The 16339-nt window shown below is 69.7% G+C and carries 14 protein-coding genes; 4 read left to right on the top strand and 10 right to left on the bottom strand.

Features of this window, described 5'->3' with window-relative positions:
* Nucleotides 1-372: 372 nt before the first annotated feature.
* From BMG523DRAFT_RS05970 to BMG523DRAFT_RS05945, 6 genes are all read right to left on the bottom strand, one after another.
* The gene (locus BMG523DRAFT_RS05970; protein ID WP_011434704.1) at nucleotides 373-1875 is read right to left on the bottom strand and encodes a cell wall metabolism sensor histidine kinase WalK; all 1503 of its coding nucleotides are present in this window, start codon (nucleotides 1873-1875) and stop codon (nucleotides 373-375) included.
* Nucleotides 1872-2600 (bottom strand): response regulator transcription factor, encoded by a 729-nt coding sequence (locus tag BMG523DRAFT_RS05965; protein ID WP_011434703.1) that lies wholly within the window; start codon nucleotides 2598-2600, stop codon nucleotides 1872-1874. The genes BMG523DRAFT_RS05970 and BMG523DRAFT_RS05965 overlap by 4 nt, the downstream gene beginning before the upstream one ends.
* Nucleotides 2597-3409 (bottom strand): FAD:protein FMN transferase, encoded by an 813-nt coding sequence (locus tag BMG523DRAFT_RS05960; protein WP_082456618.1) that lies wholly within the window; start codon nucleotides 3407-3409, stop codon nucleotides 2597-2599. Before BMG523DRAFT_RS05960 ends, BMG523DRAFT_RS05965 begins: the two co-directional genes overlap by 4 nt.
* Before the next feature lie 61 nt (nucleotides 3410-3470).
* Complete coding sequence (locus BMG523DRAFT_RS26290) at nucleotides 3471-4052, bottom strand: FMN-binding protein (RefSeq protein ID WP_023840141.1); 582 nt, start codon at nucleotides 4050-4052, stop codon at nucleotides 3471-3473.
* Nucleotides 4049-5395: a ferric reductase-like transmembrane domain-containing protein gene (locus tag BMG523DRAFT_RS05950; RefSeq protein ID WP_011434700.1), complete on the bottom strand. Its 1347-nt coding sequence runs from the start codon at nucleotides 5393-5395 to the stop codon at nucleotides 4049-4051. The genes BMG523DRAFT_RS26290 and BMG523DRAFT_RS05950 overlap by 4 nt, the downstream gene beginning before the upstream one ends.
* Before the next feature lie 139 nt (nucleotides 5396-5534).
* On the bottom strand, nucleotides 5535-5813 hold the full coding sequence (locus tag BMG523DRAFT_RS05945; protein ID WP_011434699.1) for a hypothetical protein: 279 nt from the start codon (nucleotides 5811-5813) through the stop codon (nucleotides 5535-5537).
* A gap of 564 nt (nucleotides 5814-6377) precedes the next feature.
* Here BMG523DRAFT_RS05945 and BMG523DRAFT_RS05940 point away from each other — a divergent pair.
* The 3 genes from BMG523DRAFT_RS05940 to BMG523DRAFT_RS25640 all read left to right on the top strand — a co-directional run bounded on the left by BMG523DRAFT_RS05940 (nucleotide 6378) and on the right by BMG523DRAFT_RS25640 (nucleotide 8627).
* Nucleotides 6378-7238, top strand: a complete 861-nt coding sequence (locus tag BMG523DRAFT_RS05940) for a helix-turn-helix transcriptional regulator (protein WP_023840143.1) — start codon at nucleotides 6378-6380, stop codon at nucleotides 7236-7238.
* An 8-nt stretch (nucleotides 7239-7246) separates the two neighbouring features.
* Nucleotides 7247-7477, top strand: coding sequence for a DUF397 domain-containing protein (locus tag BMG523DRAFT_RS05935; RefSeq protein WP_232234982.1), 231 nt, complete (start codon nucleotides 7247-7249; stop codon nucleotides 7475-7477).
* A gap of 991 nt (nucleotides 7478-8468) precedes the next feature.
* The gene (locus BMG523DRAFT_RS25640; protein ID WP_023840144.1) at nucleotides 8469-8627 is read left to right on the top strand and encodes a hypothetical protein; all 159 of its coding nucleotides are present in this window, start codon (nucleotides 8469-8471) and stop codon (nucleotides 8625-8627) included.
* Between the two features lie 317 nt (nucleotides 8628-8944).
* Here the strand turns inward: BMG523DRAFT_RS25640 and BMG523DRAFT_RS05930 are convergent, their stop codons facing one another.
* Genes BMG523DRAFT_RS05930 through BMG523DRAFT_RS05915 form a run of 4 tightly spaced genes read right to left on the bottom strand, consistent with a single transcriptional unit; the run spans nucleotide 8945 to nucleotide 13512 of the window.
* Entirely contained in the window at nucleotides 8945-10039 is a 1095-nt protein-coding gene (locus BMG523DRAFT_RS05930) for a DMT family transporter (protein WP_011434695.1), read from the bottom strand.
* Nucleotides 10040-10091: 52 nt separating this feature from the next.
* Complete coding sequence (locus tag BMG523DRAFT_RS05925) at nucleotides 10092-11399, bottom strand: glycosyl hydrolase (protein ID WP_011434694.1); 1308 nt, start codon at nucleotides 11397-11399, stop codon at nucleotides 10092-10094.
* A 2-nt stretch (nucleotides 11400-11401) separates the two neighbouring features.
* Nucleotides 11402-12379 (bottom strand): NAD(P)-dependent oxidoreductase, encoded by a 978-nt coding sequence (locus BMG523DRAFT_RS05920; protein WP_035731106.1) that lies wholly within the window; start codon nucleotides 12377-12379, stop codon nucleotides 11402-11404.
* A gap of 2 nt (nucleotides 12380-12381) precedes the next feature.
* Nucleotides 12382-13512 (bottom strand): DegT/DnrJ/EryC1/StrS aminotransferase family protein, encoded by a 1131-nt coding sequence (locus tag BMG523DRAFT_RS05915; RefSeq protein WP_011434692.1) that lies wholly within the window; start codon nucleotides 13510-13512, stop codon nucleotides 12382-12384.
* 1789 nt (nucleotides 13513-15301) lie between these two features.
* Here BMG523DRAFT_RS05915 and BMG523DRAFT_RS05905 point away from each other — a divergent pair.
* The gene (locus tag BMG523DRAFT_RS05905; protein ID WP_023840146.1) at nucleotides 15302-16186 is read left to right on the top strand and encodes an alpha/beta fold hydrolase; all 885 of its coding nucleotides are present in this window, start codon (nucleotides 15302-15304) and stop codon (nucleotides 16184-16186) included.
* Nucleotides 16187-16339: the final 153 nt, after the last annotated feature.

Below are 16339 nucleotides of genomic sequence, written 5' to 3'. Positions count from 1 at the left end.
GGAGGGAAAGGACGGACGAGAAGAGGAGGGAAAGGACGGACGAGAAGGGGAGAGAAAGGAAGGAGAAGGGCCGGATGTCGACACGGGAAGCCTTTCGGGATGCCGAAGGGCACCCTCCCGATCGCCTACCTCGAGCGAACCGCGCGACCGCGGGAGGAGAGCACCCACCCTGACACAGCGGAAATGGGTCTCACCCCCTCAAGACGATCACCTGTGGTGACGGCCATCTTACCCGAGCTATCTGATCCGGATCGCCGCGGGCCCAGGGCGCCGGCCAGCACGACCGAGGTGATGAACCAGAACTCCGCCCCCTTCGCCGCCTAGCGCGCGCCCGCCACGTCTCCGGGCCCGTTTCCGGCGAAGGTGAACAGGTCAGTCGGGCTGCGACGGACCGGGCAGGACGAGACGGAACGTCGCCCCGCCGCCCGGGGTCGGCCGGTACTCGACCCGCCCGCCGTGCGCGGTGGCGACGGCGTCGACGATGGACAGGCCCAGACCGGTCCCGCCGGCGTCCCGGGACCGCCCGGCATCGGCCCGGAAGAAGCGTTCGAAGAGGTGGGCCACGGCATCCTCGGGGACGCCCGGGCCGTGGTCGACCACCGAGACCACGATCCCGTCGGTGGGACCATCGCCCGTCGGCCCCGGGGAGCCGGCTTCGAGGGGGCCCACGGAGACGGAGATCCCGGCGTCGGGCGGGGTGTGGACGACGGCGTTGCGGACGAGGTTGCCGACGGCCTGCCGCAGCCGGCCCTCATCGCCGAGCACCTCGAGGATCGGCGGCACGTCGACCTCGATCGTCCGTCCCGGGCTCACCACACGGGCGTCGGTGACGATGTCACGGACCATCGCCGCGACGTCGACCGGCTGGCGCTCCAGCACCGGTCGCTGGTCCAGCCGGGCGAGCAGCAGCAGGTCATCCACCAGCTCGCTCATGCGCGCGGACTCCTCCTCGATGCGGCGCATGACCATCGCCAGGTCCTCGGGCCGCTCCGCGGCGCCGCGGTGGAACATCTCGGCGTACCCGCGGATCGATGTCAACGGGGTCCGCAGCTCGTGGCTCGCGTCCCCGACGAAGCGGCGCAGACGCCCTTCGGAGACCTCACGCGCCCGGAACGCCGCCTCGATCCGGGTGAGCATCGCGTTGAAGGCGAGCCCGAGCCGACCCACCTCGGTCCGGCGGTCCGCGTCGGCGACCCGCCTGGTCAGGTCGCCGTGGGCGATCAGGTCCGCGGTCTGCTCGATCCGGGTCAGGGGACGCAGCCCAAGCCGGATGATGACGTATGCCAGCACGGCCAGCGCGGCCGTGACCACCGAGGTCGCCACGACCTCGATCCTGGTGACCCGGTCAAGGGTGGCGTTCACCTCCGCGAAGGGCACGGCGACGATCAGCACATACCCGTTGTCGAAGCGCTCCGCGAGCATCCTGAACCGGCCGCCATGGTCCTCGGCGCCCACCGTGCACAGCGGGACGGTCGCGAGGTCCGGATGCAGCCGGGCGGTGGCGAGCAGGCGTGCCGACACCGCCGGACGCTGCGTCGGCGCCGCCGGGCCACCCGGACCACCCGGGCCACCCGGGCCGGGGCTGGCCTCGGCGAGCCGGCGGCCGGCGCCGTCGTACAACGCGCCGTAGGTGCCCACCAGGAACGTGGTGCCGAAACCTGGGTAGTGGTCATCCCCGTCCCCGTCCCCGCCGGCCCGCAGGAGCAACTGCTCCATCAGCGGATGGGCGTCCCGGACCTGCTGGTCCAGCCGGCCACGCAGGTAGGCCCCCAGAGCCCCTCGCGTGCCGACGGCGCCGAGAGCCATCCCGACGGCCAGCAGGCCCACCAGGGCCAGCAGCAGCCGGGCCCGCAGGGACAGGACCGGCCGGCTCAACGCGGCAGGCGCAGCACGTAGCCGACGCCGCGCACCGTGTGGATCAGCGGGGGTGGCACGTCGTCGATCTTGCGCCGCAGATAGCTGACGTAGGTCTCCAGGACCCGCGCGTCACCGCCGAAGTCATGTCCCCAGACGTGGTCGAGGAGTTGGGCCCGGGTGAGCACCTTGCGGGCGTTCGCGAGCAGGTAGTGCAGCAGGCGATACTCGGTGGCGGTGAGGTCGACGTGCCGCCCGGCGCGCCGCACCTCGCGGGTCTCCGGGTCGAGCTCGAGATCGGCGAAACGCAGCGGCGTGGGCGCGCCGTCGGCGGCCCCGGCCCGGCGCAGGATCGCCCGGACCCGGGCGATCAGCTCGCTGACCGCGAACGGTTTCGTCACGTAGTCGTCCCCGCCGAGGGTCAGTCCGTGCACCTTGTCCTCGGTGGCGTCCCGGGCCGTCAGGAACAGGGTGGGCACGCCCTGCCCCGATCGCCGCAGCCGCTCGCAGACCGCGAACCCGTCGATGTCGGGGAGCATGACGTCCAGCACGAGCAGGTCCGGCGGGGACAGGGCGGCCTGTGTCAACGCCGCCTGCCCGGAGTGCGCGGCGCGTACGTCGAAGCCCTCGTAGCGCAGTGCCATGGTCACGAGGTCGGTGATCGCCTCCTCGTCGTCGACGACGAGGACCCTGATCGGACGGTCCACCCACCCAGTCTCGTCCTGCTCGCCGGGAAGACCGGTCATCGGGATCCGGCGGACGCGGAACGGGACCCGTCCGATGCGGGGGGTGATGCGGGGGGTGCGGACGCGGCGGCGGCCACCTGGCCGGGGAATCCCCCCGAATGGTCCAGCCGACCGACGGCGTCGACGATCAGCCAGGCCCATCCCTCCCGAGCAAGATCGACAAGCAGGGTCCACGCGTCCCGGCCGGCGGCGAGGGCGGCCGTGGCGTAGGCGTCCGCCAGGGTGAGGTCCGGTCCAACGAGGGTGACCGCGACGAGCTCGGTCGCCGGGATGCCGGTGCGCGGGTCGATCACGTGCGCGCCCCGCTCCAACACCCCCGAGGTGGCGACGGCCAGCTCGGTGCCCTCGACCACCGCGACGAGTCGGCTCCGGTCGAAGGGATCCGACACCCCCACCCGCCAGGGTCGCCCCGGCGCCGAGGCGACTCCCCTGGCCCGCAGGTCCCCCGCCGCATTGACGCAGTGGTCCGCGGCTCCGGCGTCAGTCAGCACCCGGGAGGCCGCCTCGGCCGCCCAGCCCTTGACCAGACCGGTGGGGTCCAGCGTGCCGTCGCCCCGCCACGCCGGGTCGAACCTGCCGCCGGTCCGCTCCCGGCAGGCGCGGGCCACCCGGTAGACCTCGCGGACGTGGTCGGGACAGGCACCGAGGTCGACCTCGCCGCGCCGGATTCGAGAGACCCAGGACCCGGGCAGGAACGTGCTGAAATCCTCGTCCGCCCGGTGCAGGACCGCAGCCGCCGCCTCGATCGCCGCCGCCAGATCCGCTGGGGCGAGCGGGGTGCGGACGTCGATGCTGACGACGGTGCCCATCACCGGTTCGGCGCGGACCCGTCCGGGCCGAACCGGCACCGGCCCGCCCGACACCGGCAGGCTAGGCACCGGCCTTGTCCAGGGCGGACTGGACGGACCACGCGTACCCGTTGCTGGTGTACGAGGCGCCGGAGACGGTGTCGATCCGGGCGTTCTGGGCGTCGAGCACCTCCTGGCGCAGGATCGGCACGGCCCGTTCGTTGATCTCGATGTCCCGCCGCTCCCGGTCCGGCATCTGCAGGACAACCACATCGGTGATCTTCTTCCCGACCAGGACAAGCTGGACCTGCACCGGCCCGTAGCGGGTATCGATGGCGTCCCCGGTCACCGTCCGGGTGGTAACCGTTCCGGCGGAGCCCGAACCTGTGGACCCCGCGGTGGCGGAGAAGGACGGGGCCGGTGTGCCCGCCGACGCGGAGGGCTGAGCGGGCTGAGCGGAGGGCTGAGGGGTCGCCCCGGCGGAGGGCTGAGGGGTCGCCCCGGCGGCGGTCGGCGACGCGGCGAGTGCCACCAGCCGCTCCCCGTGTCCGGTCGCGGCCTTCGCACCGACCACGAGGATGGCGGCTCCCATCAGCGCCACGAAACCGAGCCTTCCCCGGTAGGGTTTTTCGGCGTTGTCGTTGTTGTCGTTGTTGTCGTTCAACGGAGATCGAACTCCTCGGTGTGAATCTGGTCACGGGAAACGCCGAGACCGCGAAGCGCCCGGACGACCGTGGTGGTCATCCCACGAGGGCCACAGACGAAGACGTCGCGGTCGGCGGCGTCCGGGATGGCGGCATCGAGGAAGCGGGCCTCCAGCGGGTCGTATCCGAGCTCACGCCGGGAACCGATCACCCGGTGGACGATCATTCGACTGCTCTCGGCGAGCGCCTCAAACTCCCGTCCCAGCGCGAGATCGCTCGGCCGGCTCACCCGGTGCACAACCACGACGTCGTCGCCACGACCGGCAAGATCCTCTGCCAGCGCCCGAACCGGTCCGATTCCGCTGCCCCCGCCGACGAGCAGCGCCCGGCCCCGGTGGGCCCGCGCGGCGGTGAAATGTCCGAAGGGACCTTCCGCCACGACCGGTGTGCCCGGTCGCAGCAGGGCGACCGCCCGGGAGTGGTCGCCGGCGGCCTTGACCGTGATACGCAGCTGATGCGCTGTCGGCGGGGCCGACAGCGAGTAGGGGTGCGCGGTCACGAGATGCCCGCGGGCGGCGAACCGCCACAGCAGGAACTGCCCCGGACGCGCACCGAGCCGGTGCAGGTCGTGACCGCGGATCCACACCGAGACGACGCCGGGTGCCTCCTCCACCACCCGATCGACCGTCATCCGGTGCCGGGCCACGGCCGCGATCGGCAGGATCAGGCGCCAGACGACGAGACAGGCGGCGACGGAGACGTACATCGCGGTCCACAGCAGCCGGTTAACCGGGTGACCGACGAAGTCCCCACCGGTCTCCGTCTGGTGGAAGAAGACCAGGAACACGGCGAGGTAGGTGGTGAGATGCAGCGCGTACCAGACTTCGTACGAGATGCGCGGCCGGGCCGCCCGGGCACTCGCGACCCCGACGGCCACGAACAGCAGGGTGCCGACGGTGGCCTTCCACATCTCCGGGTATGTCATGATCACCGTGACGAGCTCGGCGAGCGGCTGATGATGCCCGGCCAAGCCGTAACCCCACACCGTCAGCAGGATGTGGACGACGATGAGCAGGATGACGTTCGTGCCCAGGCCGCGGTGCCACGCGGCCAGCCGGTCGAGACCGACGGCGCGTTCGAAGGCCGGTATCCGTGCCATGAGCAGCAGTTGCACGAGCACCAGATAGGCCGCCAGCAGGCCGCAGACCCGACCGACCGCGGTCATGGCGGGCCCGGCGCCGTGGACGCTGGACGCGGAGGTGTCGAACCACCACAGGGCCACCACGGCGATCCCCCAGGCCACCAGGGCGAGACGCACCACGAGGTGGGGAGACCATCGGGCCGGGTGCCGCGTCGAACTCATGGGACGGACGATGTCCGGAGAGGCTGTGGACTACCTGAGAGAAGCCTCGGAACTTGCCGGGACTTCCCCGGAGCCGTCACGGGCCGGGGGCCACGCCAACCCGCAGGCGGGAGTCACCAGCAGCCACGAGTGGACCGGCTCAGGACGCCCGGGCGTGCTTACGAGCGTTAGCGGCATGCCGCAGGTCGCCACTCCCGCAGTATCCGTACTCGACCCGTCGCCGCCACACGGTCAGCCGGCAGCGGTCCGCCTCGATCGTCCAGGTACGGCGTTCGACCCGATCCTCGATCTGCACGGGCCGCGAGGTCACCGGCTCGTTCGCGCGCAGATGAGCCCAGTTGTGCGCCGCCTCCCATTCCGGGAAGGTGGCCACCAGTTCGCCATCGCCGTCATAAACCTGGAATTGGCGAGTCGTCATTGTCGCGCCTTTCGGTGATTGTCCGATAATGATGATCGTGTATCTGCCCGCCGGAGCCGCCGCGGAAGAAATCCCCTCCGCGCACAGCCGCGCGACGCACAGCCGCACGACGGAGAGCCGCACGACGGGGACAGCGCGGCGGACAACGGCGAGATGGCCGGCTCCGGGCGAGGATCGTCATCCACTCAGCCGGAACCGGCGGTTGACGGTTGACGCCTGAGGGGTGACGCCTGACAGCCGCCGGCGTCGACACATGCGGGACCGGCGACGCGGCCGCCGGGCATGGAGGCACCACAGGTGCGGGGCGCCGTGTCTCGGCGCGGTCTCCCTACCGACATCCCGGACCCTGCGCGATGACCATCGACGTCTCCCCGCAACCAGCTCTGCCCCACACTCTCACCTTGAGGTGCATCATCGCTACTCAAGGTAAGCATGACCCCTGCACGCCTCTTCTGCAAGAGCTTCTGTAAGAGTTTCGCTACCCAGCGATGCGCGCCCTGGGTGAGGAGTGGCGAACAAGTGGCAGGATGCATCCATCACCCCGAAGAGCCCGAAGGACGAGCGATGGCCACGAGCGGCGGTCCGACCGTGCGGCGAAGGCGCCTGGGCGCCGAGTTACGACGACTTCGCGAGGGGGCGGGCATCTCCGTCGACGAGGTCTGCCAACTGCTGCGCTGTTCGGTTTCCAAGGTCAGTCGGATGGAGAACGGCCGCGTGCCGGTCCGCACCCGGGACGTGTCCGACCTGCTGGCTCTCTACGGCGTGACCGACGACGAACGCCGGGACGCGTTGCTGGCCCTGGCCCGCGAGTCCCGGCGCCACGGCTGGTGGCACACCTACCACGACGTGGTCCCCGCCTGGTTCGAGATCTATATCGGCCTGGAGGGCGACGCCGCCTCGATCTCGGTCTACGAATCGCAGCTCGTCCATGGGCTGCTGCAGACCAGCGACTACGCCCGGCCCGTCATCCGGGCCGACGATCCGGAGGTGAGCGAGGACGAGGTCGAACGCAAGATCGCGCTCAGGCTGGACCGGCAGCGCCGGCTCACCGCCGCCGATCATCCTCGCCTCTGGGTGATTCTGGACGAGGCGGTCCTACGCCGGACAATCGGCGGCAGAGCCGTCATGCGAAGCCAACTTGAGTTCCTCGCCAAACAGTCCGAGCTGCCGAACGTGACAATTCAGGTACTTCCCTTCTCCGTGGGCGCGCATGCCAGCCTGGGAAGCACATTCTCGATACTCGGATTCCCCGAGTCGGGAGACAACGAAGTGGTCTATATAGAGGAAGCGGCCGGAAGTCTCTATATTGAGCGCCCCTCCGAAGTCAGGCGCTATAGAGTGAAGCTGGATCATCTTCTGGCGGCAGCCCTGCGGCCGGAAGAGTCCATCCAGATGATACTCTCGGTCGCAGAGGAAATGAAATGATCAGATATATGAAGCCGATCACCGACAATGCCATCGAGGCGGCTTGGCGCAAGAGCAGCTACAGCAACGGCGCGGGCGGTATGTGTGTGGAGGTCGCGGCGCTCGGCGGGGGCGTCGCCGTCCGTGACTCGAAGAACCCGACCGGGCCGGTGCTCGCCTTCTCGGCGGCCGAGTGGGACGCGTTCCTGGCCGGCGCGCGGGACGGCGAGTTCGACCGGAGCCGGATCATCCCGGGCTGAACCACCACCCAGCCCTGATCCGGGGGAATGGGGTGGGATGTCCTGTTCCCACCGAAAAATCCCATCGGAAAAAGCGAGATCGCCGCTGGTCGGCCTCGGCCCGGTTCCGGTCGCTCCGGCACGTCGCGACCGGAACCGGGCCGTCCGCTTTCGGCTCTCCCCCACGGTTCGATGCGCATCGCTCCGGTGACCGTAACCCCGCCGATCACGCCGGTAACCGGGTGATCCTCGGTCAACCCCTACCCGGGCCGGGATGCCCGGGCCAGGATGCACCGCCCTGGTGTTTCAGGCCCTGGTGTTTCAGAGCGGGACCGGCGCCGGGCCGGACCCGCCATGCGGAGACGATTCGATCAACGGCATCGTTCCATCGGCCTGGGGGCCGAGATACCTGTTCAGGAAGTCTCGCCACGAGCCGGTTGGCTCTTGCGCAATGCCTCCCGGTCGCGCACTCTTGTAGATGTTCGGTCGAGCTTCGTTGCCTGGACGTTCGTCTTGTCGCGGTTGTTACATGATTGTAACGTGATGTGGATACGGCAGCGCGTCACTCGCCGCGAGGCGATCGGGTGACAAGGCTCCTGCGGTCTCCCGTCACAGCCCGGCAGGTCGGCGTCTGGCCACCTTGCACCCGACCGGAACAGGCCACGCGGGCGTCAAGCGCCCGCCCAACGCGGAGGAGGGCAGTCGTTGTGACCATATGTGATAATACGGCTACCCGCGTGCGGCGCCATAACGCACCTGCCCGGATCCTCGGTCAGCCGGGGCGGGCGGAGCGCAGAGTCGCCATCCCGTCGCCCTCCTAGCGAGGCGGCGCAGCGCAGCGTCCGCCCGCTCTCCGGGTCCATCTGCTCATCTCCGATCTCGGATCGACCTCGTGTCGAAAGGATCGGCCGAGGCATCGTCGCCTCGTTCCCCGCCTTCCGGTCCGGTGTGCCGTCCGAGGTCACCCGCGAGTTGCAATGCCCTGTTTCCCTGCCACTGGGAGGTGATTGCCGTGGCCACCGCCACGACCAACCTGCTCAACACTCCGATCGAAGATCAGCGCGTCGAGCGTGTCCGCCGCGCGGCGCTGTCGGCCTACGTGGACGGAAAGATCTCCTTCGCGCAGGCGAACCTGCGGGTGCGCAAGGCCCTTCAGCGATTCGGGGTCTGACGAGCCAGCCGGGTCGTCGAGATGCGGCTGGCGGCGCCTCGACGACCCGGCCGGAGAGGAAACCCTGATCGCCCGGTCCGCGCCTGCTCTGCTCCGGGCCGGGCAGCAAACCTGGGCGGCGGGGATACGCGGGAAACGTGCGAGCGGGAAACGTGCGAGCGGGAAACGTGCGAGCGGGAAACGTGCGAGCGGGAAACGTGCGAGCGGGAAACGTGCGAGGCGGGCAAGCGGGAGACGGCCGGGCGCCCGGGCGATCGGGGGGTGAACCCGAGCGGCCGGCCACGACGACTATCTCACCGAAAGCACACGGCGCATCACTATAAGTTCTTCGACATGCCGCTGCGGTGAGCAACCGTGCCGGTACGAGCGTTAGAAGCCGCTTCGTCCCGGGCCCTTGCCGGCTGCCCCGGCTCCGCCTCCGATGGCTCGACCACCTCCGGCCGGCCGTCCAGGGGCGCGACGCCGTCCCCCAACCCGCGGTCGTCGGGGGTGGGTCGCAGCACGCTCTCAAGTTCGTCCACGGACCGGTCTGCCGCCATCCGATCACGGCCGAGAGCGGCGATTCCGGCCGCGACCAGGACCATCGCGACGATGAACGCCGCGCGGCGGACGCCGTCGGGCGCCGGCTCGCTGAACAGCGTCAGGCCCAGAGTCACCGGCAGGAAGGCGGAGACCCCGCTGGTCACCGGGAAGGCGATGACGGCGGCGCGCCCTTGCAGGCCACGCTGCTGAAGACCGAGCGCCAGCACGGAGAACAGCACGAGGACGTAGGGCGTCGGAGTGGTGAGCAGGTCCACCAGCGTGGACTGCCCCTCACGTCGTTCGTTCACCGCCAGGCCGATCTGGCGGGTCGCCAGCGTGGCGATGGCGTAGCTGACCCCGGCCGCGGCCCCGAATCCGAACGCGGCACCCGCGACCATCTCCCGCACCGCGGCCAGGTTGGCGAGGGACGCGCAGAGCAGCGCGAAGACCAGACCGAGGACCAGGAAGGCCAGCAGGACATCGGTGCTGGCCGAGCTGCCGACCTCCGCTCGGCGCGTGAAGGCGAAGGCGAGCAGGCCGATACCGCCGACCATCGCGACCACGCCCAGCCAGCCGGTCAGGCTGATGTTCTCGCCGAGCACCCGCTGCGCCAGCAGGGTGAAGACGATCATGTCGAGGGCCATCACCGGGGCGACCATCGCCACCGGGGCCACGGACAGCGCATACACCTCCAGCAGGAACGAGCCCGCCTCCACGGCGAGGCCGATCAGCCACAGGGGGCGCAGCACCAGTCGGGCCAGCAGCGCAAGCCCCAGCCCCGAGCTCTCCTCCTCCCGGCGGGCAGCGCGGGCCTGGACGAGCGGCGCGATCCCGTAGAGAGCCGCCGAGACGACCGCGGTCGGCAGACCGATCACCAGGGCTCTGCTCATGTCCCGTCCAACATCGTGGCCCTCGGGATCCGTCCCGAACCGTGGGTTCGCCTCACCAGTCCGCGCCGAAACCGATCTGCGCCAGAGCCGCCCCGAATGCCCGCTCCCACGCGTGCGGGCCGATCGCCACCCGGTCCGACGGTGGCTTGACCCGGTCAAGGCACGCGAGCGCGGATCTGGTCAACGACACCGGGTCGGTGTTCGTCACCTCGGCATGACCTCGCTCGAGCTCCTTCTGAAGGTTATCCCGGCCATGCCCCGGCACCACGTCGATGAGCAGCAGGTCCCGGCCGATCACCCGAGCCTCGCTGCAGGTGTCCCCGGACGACGTGACGACCAGGTCGCTCGCCGCCATCAGCGCCGGGACGCGATCGGTGAAGCCGAACGGGATGACCTTGTGCTGCTGTTCCGACAGAGACGCCAACCGCGCGGCCAACCGCTGGTTGCGGCCGGCCACCGCAAGCACGTAGATGCCCGCCGCGGCCATGGCCGCGGCACCCTCTACCAACGGTCCCAGCCCCCAGGAGCCGGACATCAGCAGCACGCAGGGAGCGTCCGCGGGGATGCCGAGCGCGGCCCGCGCCTCCTCCTGGGTGGGCGGGTCGTAGAAGGGTTCCCGGACCGGGGTCGGGACCACCGAGATCAGCGCGTTCGGCGAGAACCGCCGCACGTACCGGGCGGCGGTCTGCGAGGTGACCAGGTAGAGGTCGGTGTTGTCGTGTACCCACAGCCGGTGCACGCAGCAGTCGGTGGAGAACACCGCCGTCACCAGGCCGGGGAACTCGGCCTTGACCCGGCTGGCCGCCGCGGCTCCGGTAGCGAAGATCGAGATCACGAGATCGGTCGGCTGGGCGGCCAGTTCCTCGCGCAATGCCGGGACGACGAACCGGCTCGAGGTCCTCTCGATGGCCTGGGCGAGCCGGCCACCGGTTCTCATCTGTGAGAAGTGCACGGCATCATACAGGCCCGGAACGGCGATCATGCCACGGAAGACCTTCTCCCCCCGGGAGCCGTTGCGCCCACCGAGCATGCGCAGGCTGTCGGCGGTCCGGGTGGTGAACCCGCGCCGGGTGAGCGACGCGCCGCACGCCTGTGCCATCACGTCGTGGCCCATCCCGAGCGAGCCCGACAGCAGCAGCGCGCCGCCGCGTCGCGTCGGCGTCCCGGCGGGCCGGACATCGACGCCGTGCGTGCGCGGATCGGCGGGGAGGGCGCCGGCGACCGGTCCCCCCGCTGCGGCCGGCCCTGGCAGGACAGGTTCCGTGACCCCCGGTTCGCCGGCGGCTGGCGGGCCGCCGACCCCCGCCTCAACATCATCTTCGGATGGTCCATTCACCGTGCTACCGCCGATCTGCGCCATGGTCACTCCGAGGAGGCCGCGGAGATATCGAGGTCGCCGACAGGCGGGAGCGCCTGAGCCGGAGGCCGTCGATTTGCCAGATACCACTCGATGTACTGCCGGACACCCTCCGAGAAGGGTGTGGTCGGTCGCCATCCGAGCACCTCCGCGGCCCGCTGCGCGGAGATCTCCCGACCGCGGAAGTCCCCGGGGCGCGCAGGCATGTGTTCGATGGCGGTGCCGGGGAAGTACTCCTGGACGGCCCGTGCCATCTCCAGCACACTGACCGATTCGCTGCCCTCGAGGGCGAGCGTAGTGTTGGCCGCGTCGGGGGTCAGAGCCAGCACGTGCGCCTCGGCCAGGTCCCGGACGAAAACGTAGTTGCGGAACTGCAGACCGTCGCCGGCCACCGTCAGCGACTCGCCGTTCAGAGCCTTGCGGACAAAGCGGGCCAGCACCAGCTCGTCACGCATTCCGGGGCCGTAGGGGATGCCGTAACGCAGGATCGTGAACGGCAGCCCGTAGGTCTGCTGATAGCTGTGCAGCAGCAGTTCGGCGGCCAGTTTCGTCGAGGTGTAGACATGCCCGGCGCGGCCCAGCGTGATCTCGGCGTCCTCCGTCAGCGGCGCCGAACCGGCCCGGTCACCGACCGCCCCGTACACCCAGACGGTGCTGGCGAACAGCACCCGGCGAACCCCGACCTGCCGCGCCGCCTCGCAGATGTTCCCGGTGCCCTCGACGTTGAGCCGCACGGTGCGCACCGGGTCGGCGAACGCGAAGTCCACATTGGACATCCCCGCGATGTGGAAGACGGCCTCGACGCCCCTCAGCGCGGCGGTGACCGCCGGCAGATCAAGCACGTCGAGGTGCTGGTAACTAGCCCGGGGGTCGACCGGCCGGTGTTCGACGTCCAGTGAGAGAACGTCGTGACCGGCGTCAAGCAGACGGTCGACCACATGGCTGCCGATGAAACCCGACCCTCCGGTTACCGCGATCTTCATCGTCATCCGTCCAGGCTCAGGCTCTGCAGCGCGGCGGCGAAGGACGCGACCACATGGTCGGCCTCCGCCTCGGTCATGTCCGAATGGATGGGCAGGCACACGTGCCGGGCGCAGATGTCCTCGGCGACCGGAAGGGACCGGAGCGCATAGTCGCCGAAGACCGGCTGCCGGTGCAGCGGCGACTCGTAAACCTCACCGCTCAGGGAGACGCCGTGGCGTTCCTTCAGCTCCTTCTTCAGCCGGCCGCGGTCGATTCCGGGGCGGGGCAGGACGATGTACTTGTAGTAGTTGCAGAGACCATCCGGCGGCACCTGCAGGCGGGTGACGGTACCCAGGGTGTCCAGCGCGGCGTCGTACCGCGCGGCTACGGCGGCGCGGGTCGCCAGGAAGTCAGCGAGATGCCGCAGATGCACCCGGCCGGTGACCGCATGAATCTCGCTGAGCCGCCAGGCGTACCCCTGCTTGATATGGACGTTCCCGAGAAAACCGGCTTTGCCCTGGTCACGATAGATCCGAGCGGCTTCGTGAATGGCGGGATCGGACGTGAGGATCATTCCGCCCTCACCGCTCGTGATGACCTTGGTTGGATAGAACGAGAACGCTCCCGCGATCCCGAACGACCCAGCGTGGCCGTCGCCGTGGCGGCTGCCGTGGGCATGTGCCGCGTCCTCGACCAGCGCGATGCCTCGATCGTCACAGAAGGCCCGCAACTCGGCCACGTCCGGCGGGATCAGCCCACCGATATGGACCAGGACAACGGCGCGGGTCCGCGGCGTCACCGCGGCCTCGACACTGCGGGCGGTCAGGGCAAAGGTGTCCGAACTCACATCCGCGAAAACCGGCATGGCACCGGCCCGCAGCACCGCGAAAGCGGTCGCCGCAAACGTGTTCGTCGGCACGACGACATCCGCGCCTTCGACACCGTGACTGCGAAGGATGATCTCCAATGCGGCTGTTCCACTGCTCACGGCGACCGCGAACGGGGCCTCGTGAGCCGCGGCGAATGCCGCCTCGAATTCAGCGGTATGGACGCCCAAGGTCAGCGCACCGGTGGCCAGGATCTCGGTCGCGGCCGATGCGATCTCCGCGCGATCCTCCGGTGAGAAGACGATACGCGCCGCAGGGACATGCACCTGTTCACCCCTACCTTCCGAGTCATTCCCGTGCGAGCGAGCCGGCCAGCCCCCATAGCGGCTGCGCCGCGACGAAGGACCCGGTCGGGACGAGCCGCGGCCTTCGCGGCATCACCGACTCCGAATTCCGCCGGCCTCCCGCCAGCGACCTACCGCGCTCCCTCCGACCCCTACGGAGGCAACCATCGGCTTTGTCGGTACATGCCCAAAACAGGCTATCGATCCCGATCGCCGGCATGTCCGCAGCCCATGGCCACTCCCCACGAAACATCTCATATCTGTCCGAACGTAGCCAGACCTGTCAGCAAGGCGATATTCCCGCAAGAGGGGAAAGGCATCCGTCACTAAAAACCGCCAACCCGCAACACGTGGTGATCGACGGCGACGCCACTCACCGCGACGACCACGGGGCCGCCCACGGCGACCCAGACCTGCTCCTCCAGCACCGCAGCCGTCCGGACCTCGTCGTTACGGCACCGCCGTTACGGCACCGCCGTTACGACACCGGTCCCGACCAGCCGCTTCCCGGGCACGGCCAAGGCCGGGAGACCTGCATCGTCGCGCCTCCGATACCCAGCGCAACGCTCAATCACTCCGAGTAATACTCTCCCAGGTAGCCACGGAGGCAGCGGACGCCACCCCGCTGTCCGTTCCTGTCGATGAACCGCGACCTCGACCGAGGACGCAGGGCGGGAACGAGCAGACACTGCGGCAGACACTGATCGCCACGCGAACCACGCCCGTGGGCACGCGGACGACGATCAGTTGAAGACGGATGAACCGGATGGATGACGCGGCCGGCCGGGGCTGACCGGCTGTCGAGAAATCACCCGGTCGGAGTGGGCGACCAGGAAAAGATCCTCAACGGTCGAACCAGGGCCGTTCGCTCGGGAACGGTCTGGATGCAACCGGACACAAGTAGTCCCGACGAGACCATCTCACCCAACGTACGGGGGGAACGCAGGTATACGGCCTCGTCGGGACTTGGTGAAAGTGTACGACCCCCATCTGTCGGGCGCGACGGGACCAAGGTCCCTAACGGTTTCCGCACCCTCGACTCTTGCCAAAGAGCGCCGCAGTGTGCCTCGTGGGGCGAGAATGGTCACGATGCCGTCTCCCGGAAACCGATCTTGCACCGGCGTGTGCCGTAGGGCGGCCAGTGGGACGGCCGCCTCCACGCCAGCCCGATTTTGATCGCCAGGGTTCTGGCGACGTCCCCCGCACCTCCGGAGACGGACGACTCGGGCACCAGGGCCGGCGGGGTCGGCAACGGGGCGGGCGGCTCGCCCGGGCCGGACGGCAGTCCCCGAAAGGTCGAAATTTCGGGCTAGATTACCGGTTCTGTTGCACATGGGAAACATCAGAATGCTTCGCTGCACCCCGTGCGGCGAAGGGAGTGGCGGCGGTCACGGGAATATCCGCGGCGGTGGGATGCCCGTGGCACACGACGCGTATTCCCGGGAACGGGTGTGACGCCGCACGGGGCCGCCGGGCTCCGGTACCGGACCGGTCACCTCGCCGGACCGAGTGCACACGCGCTGTTCGCACCCGGCGGCGTCGGGCGTCCTGCGCATCGGCCGAGGCGGGTCGACCGCCGACGCATCTACGCAGGCCGGTCCAGCATTACATGATCGCCGCCCCGCGGTGGCCGTCTCATCGCCAATCCGACAACACGGCCGCGAACGGCCTGAACGCAGGCCTGGCGGTGTTGTATCAGGGGTGGGACACGTCGCCGCGGCCGGCGACGATGGAACCACCCGCCCGACGAACCGAACGGCAGAGACCTGGGATGGATGACGAAGCACCGGCCTGGTTCGAGGCCGCCCTTGACCACCGACCGGAGCGGCACGAGACCGAGGTGGCGGGCGCGACTATCAGTTACCGCTGCTGGGGCAGGGGCGGCCGGCCGGCGATCGTGCTGGTCCACGGTGGTGCCGCCCACGCGGGCTGGTGGGACCACATCGCGCCGATGATTCCGCGGGAGTACCGCGTCATCGCACTGGATCTGTCCGGCCACGGTGACAGCGACCGGCGCGAGGACTACTCGCTCAGTACCTGGGCGGCCGAGGTGATCGGTGTCATCGACCACGCCAAGGTCGCCTCGCCCCCGATCATCATCGGGCACAGCATGGGCGGCTGGGTGACGATCACCACCGCAGCCCAGTACCCGGACCGGGTCGCCGGCATCGTCGTCGTCGACTCCCCCGTGCAGGAGTTCACCCCGGAGGAACGGGCGGCCCGGGACCGGACGGCGTTCGGCCCGCTGCGGGTGTATCCGACAGCGACCGACGCGCTGGCCCGGTTCCGGGCGGTGCCGGAGCAGCCCTACGTGCTGCCGTTCATCATCGATCACGTCGCCCGGGGTTCGATCGGGTCGGTCCAGGGCGGCTGGACGTGGAAGTTCGACCCGAAGGTGTTCGGCAACCGGACCCCGTCGCCCGAGGTACTACGCAAGGTGCACTGCCGGGTCGCGCTCTTTCGGGCCGAGAAGGGCCTGCTCACCCCCGACATCGGTGTCCAGATGTACAACCTGCTCGGGCGGGTGGCACCGGTGATCGAGATCCCGCTCGCCGGCCATCACGTCATGCTCGATCAGCCGTTGCTACTGGTCACCGGGATCCGGACGATCCTCGCCGACTGGGAGCACTCCTCCCCGCAGGAACGGGTGGACTGACGACCGGGTGCGCCGGCCGCGGGCGCGGGAGCCCGGCGGAAAGCGGACGAGACGGTAATTCGTCCCAGGTGGCGCGACTGCCGGGGTTAAGCCGCCGATCCTAGGGAATCCGCAGATCGTACGTTGTTCCGCGGGTACGGCTACGCGGACGCC

The organism is Frankia sp. BMG5.23 (assembly GCF_000685765.2).
Lineage (GTDB): Bacteria > Actinomycetota > Actinomycetes > Frankiales > Frankiaceae > Frankia > Frankia casuarinae.
This window is presented reverse-complemented; position numbering and strand designations above follow the sequence as displayed.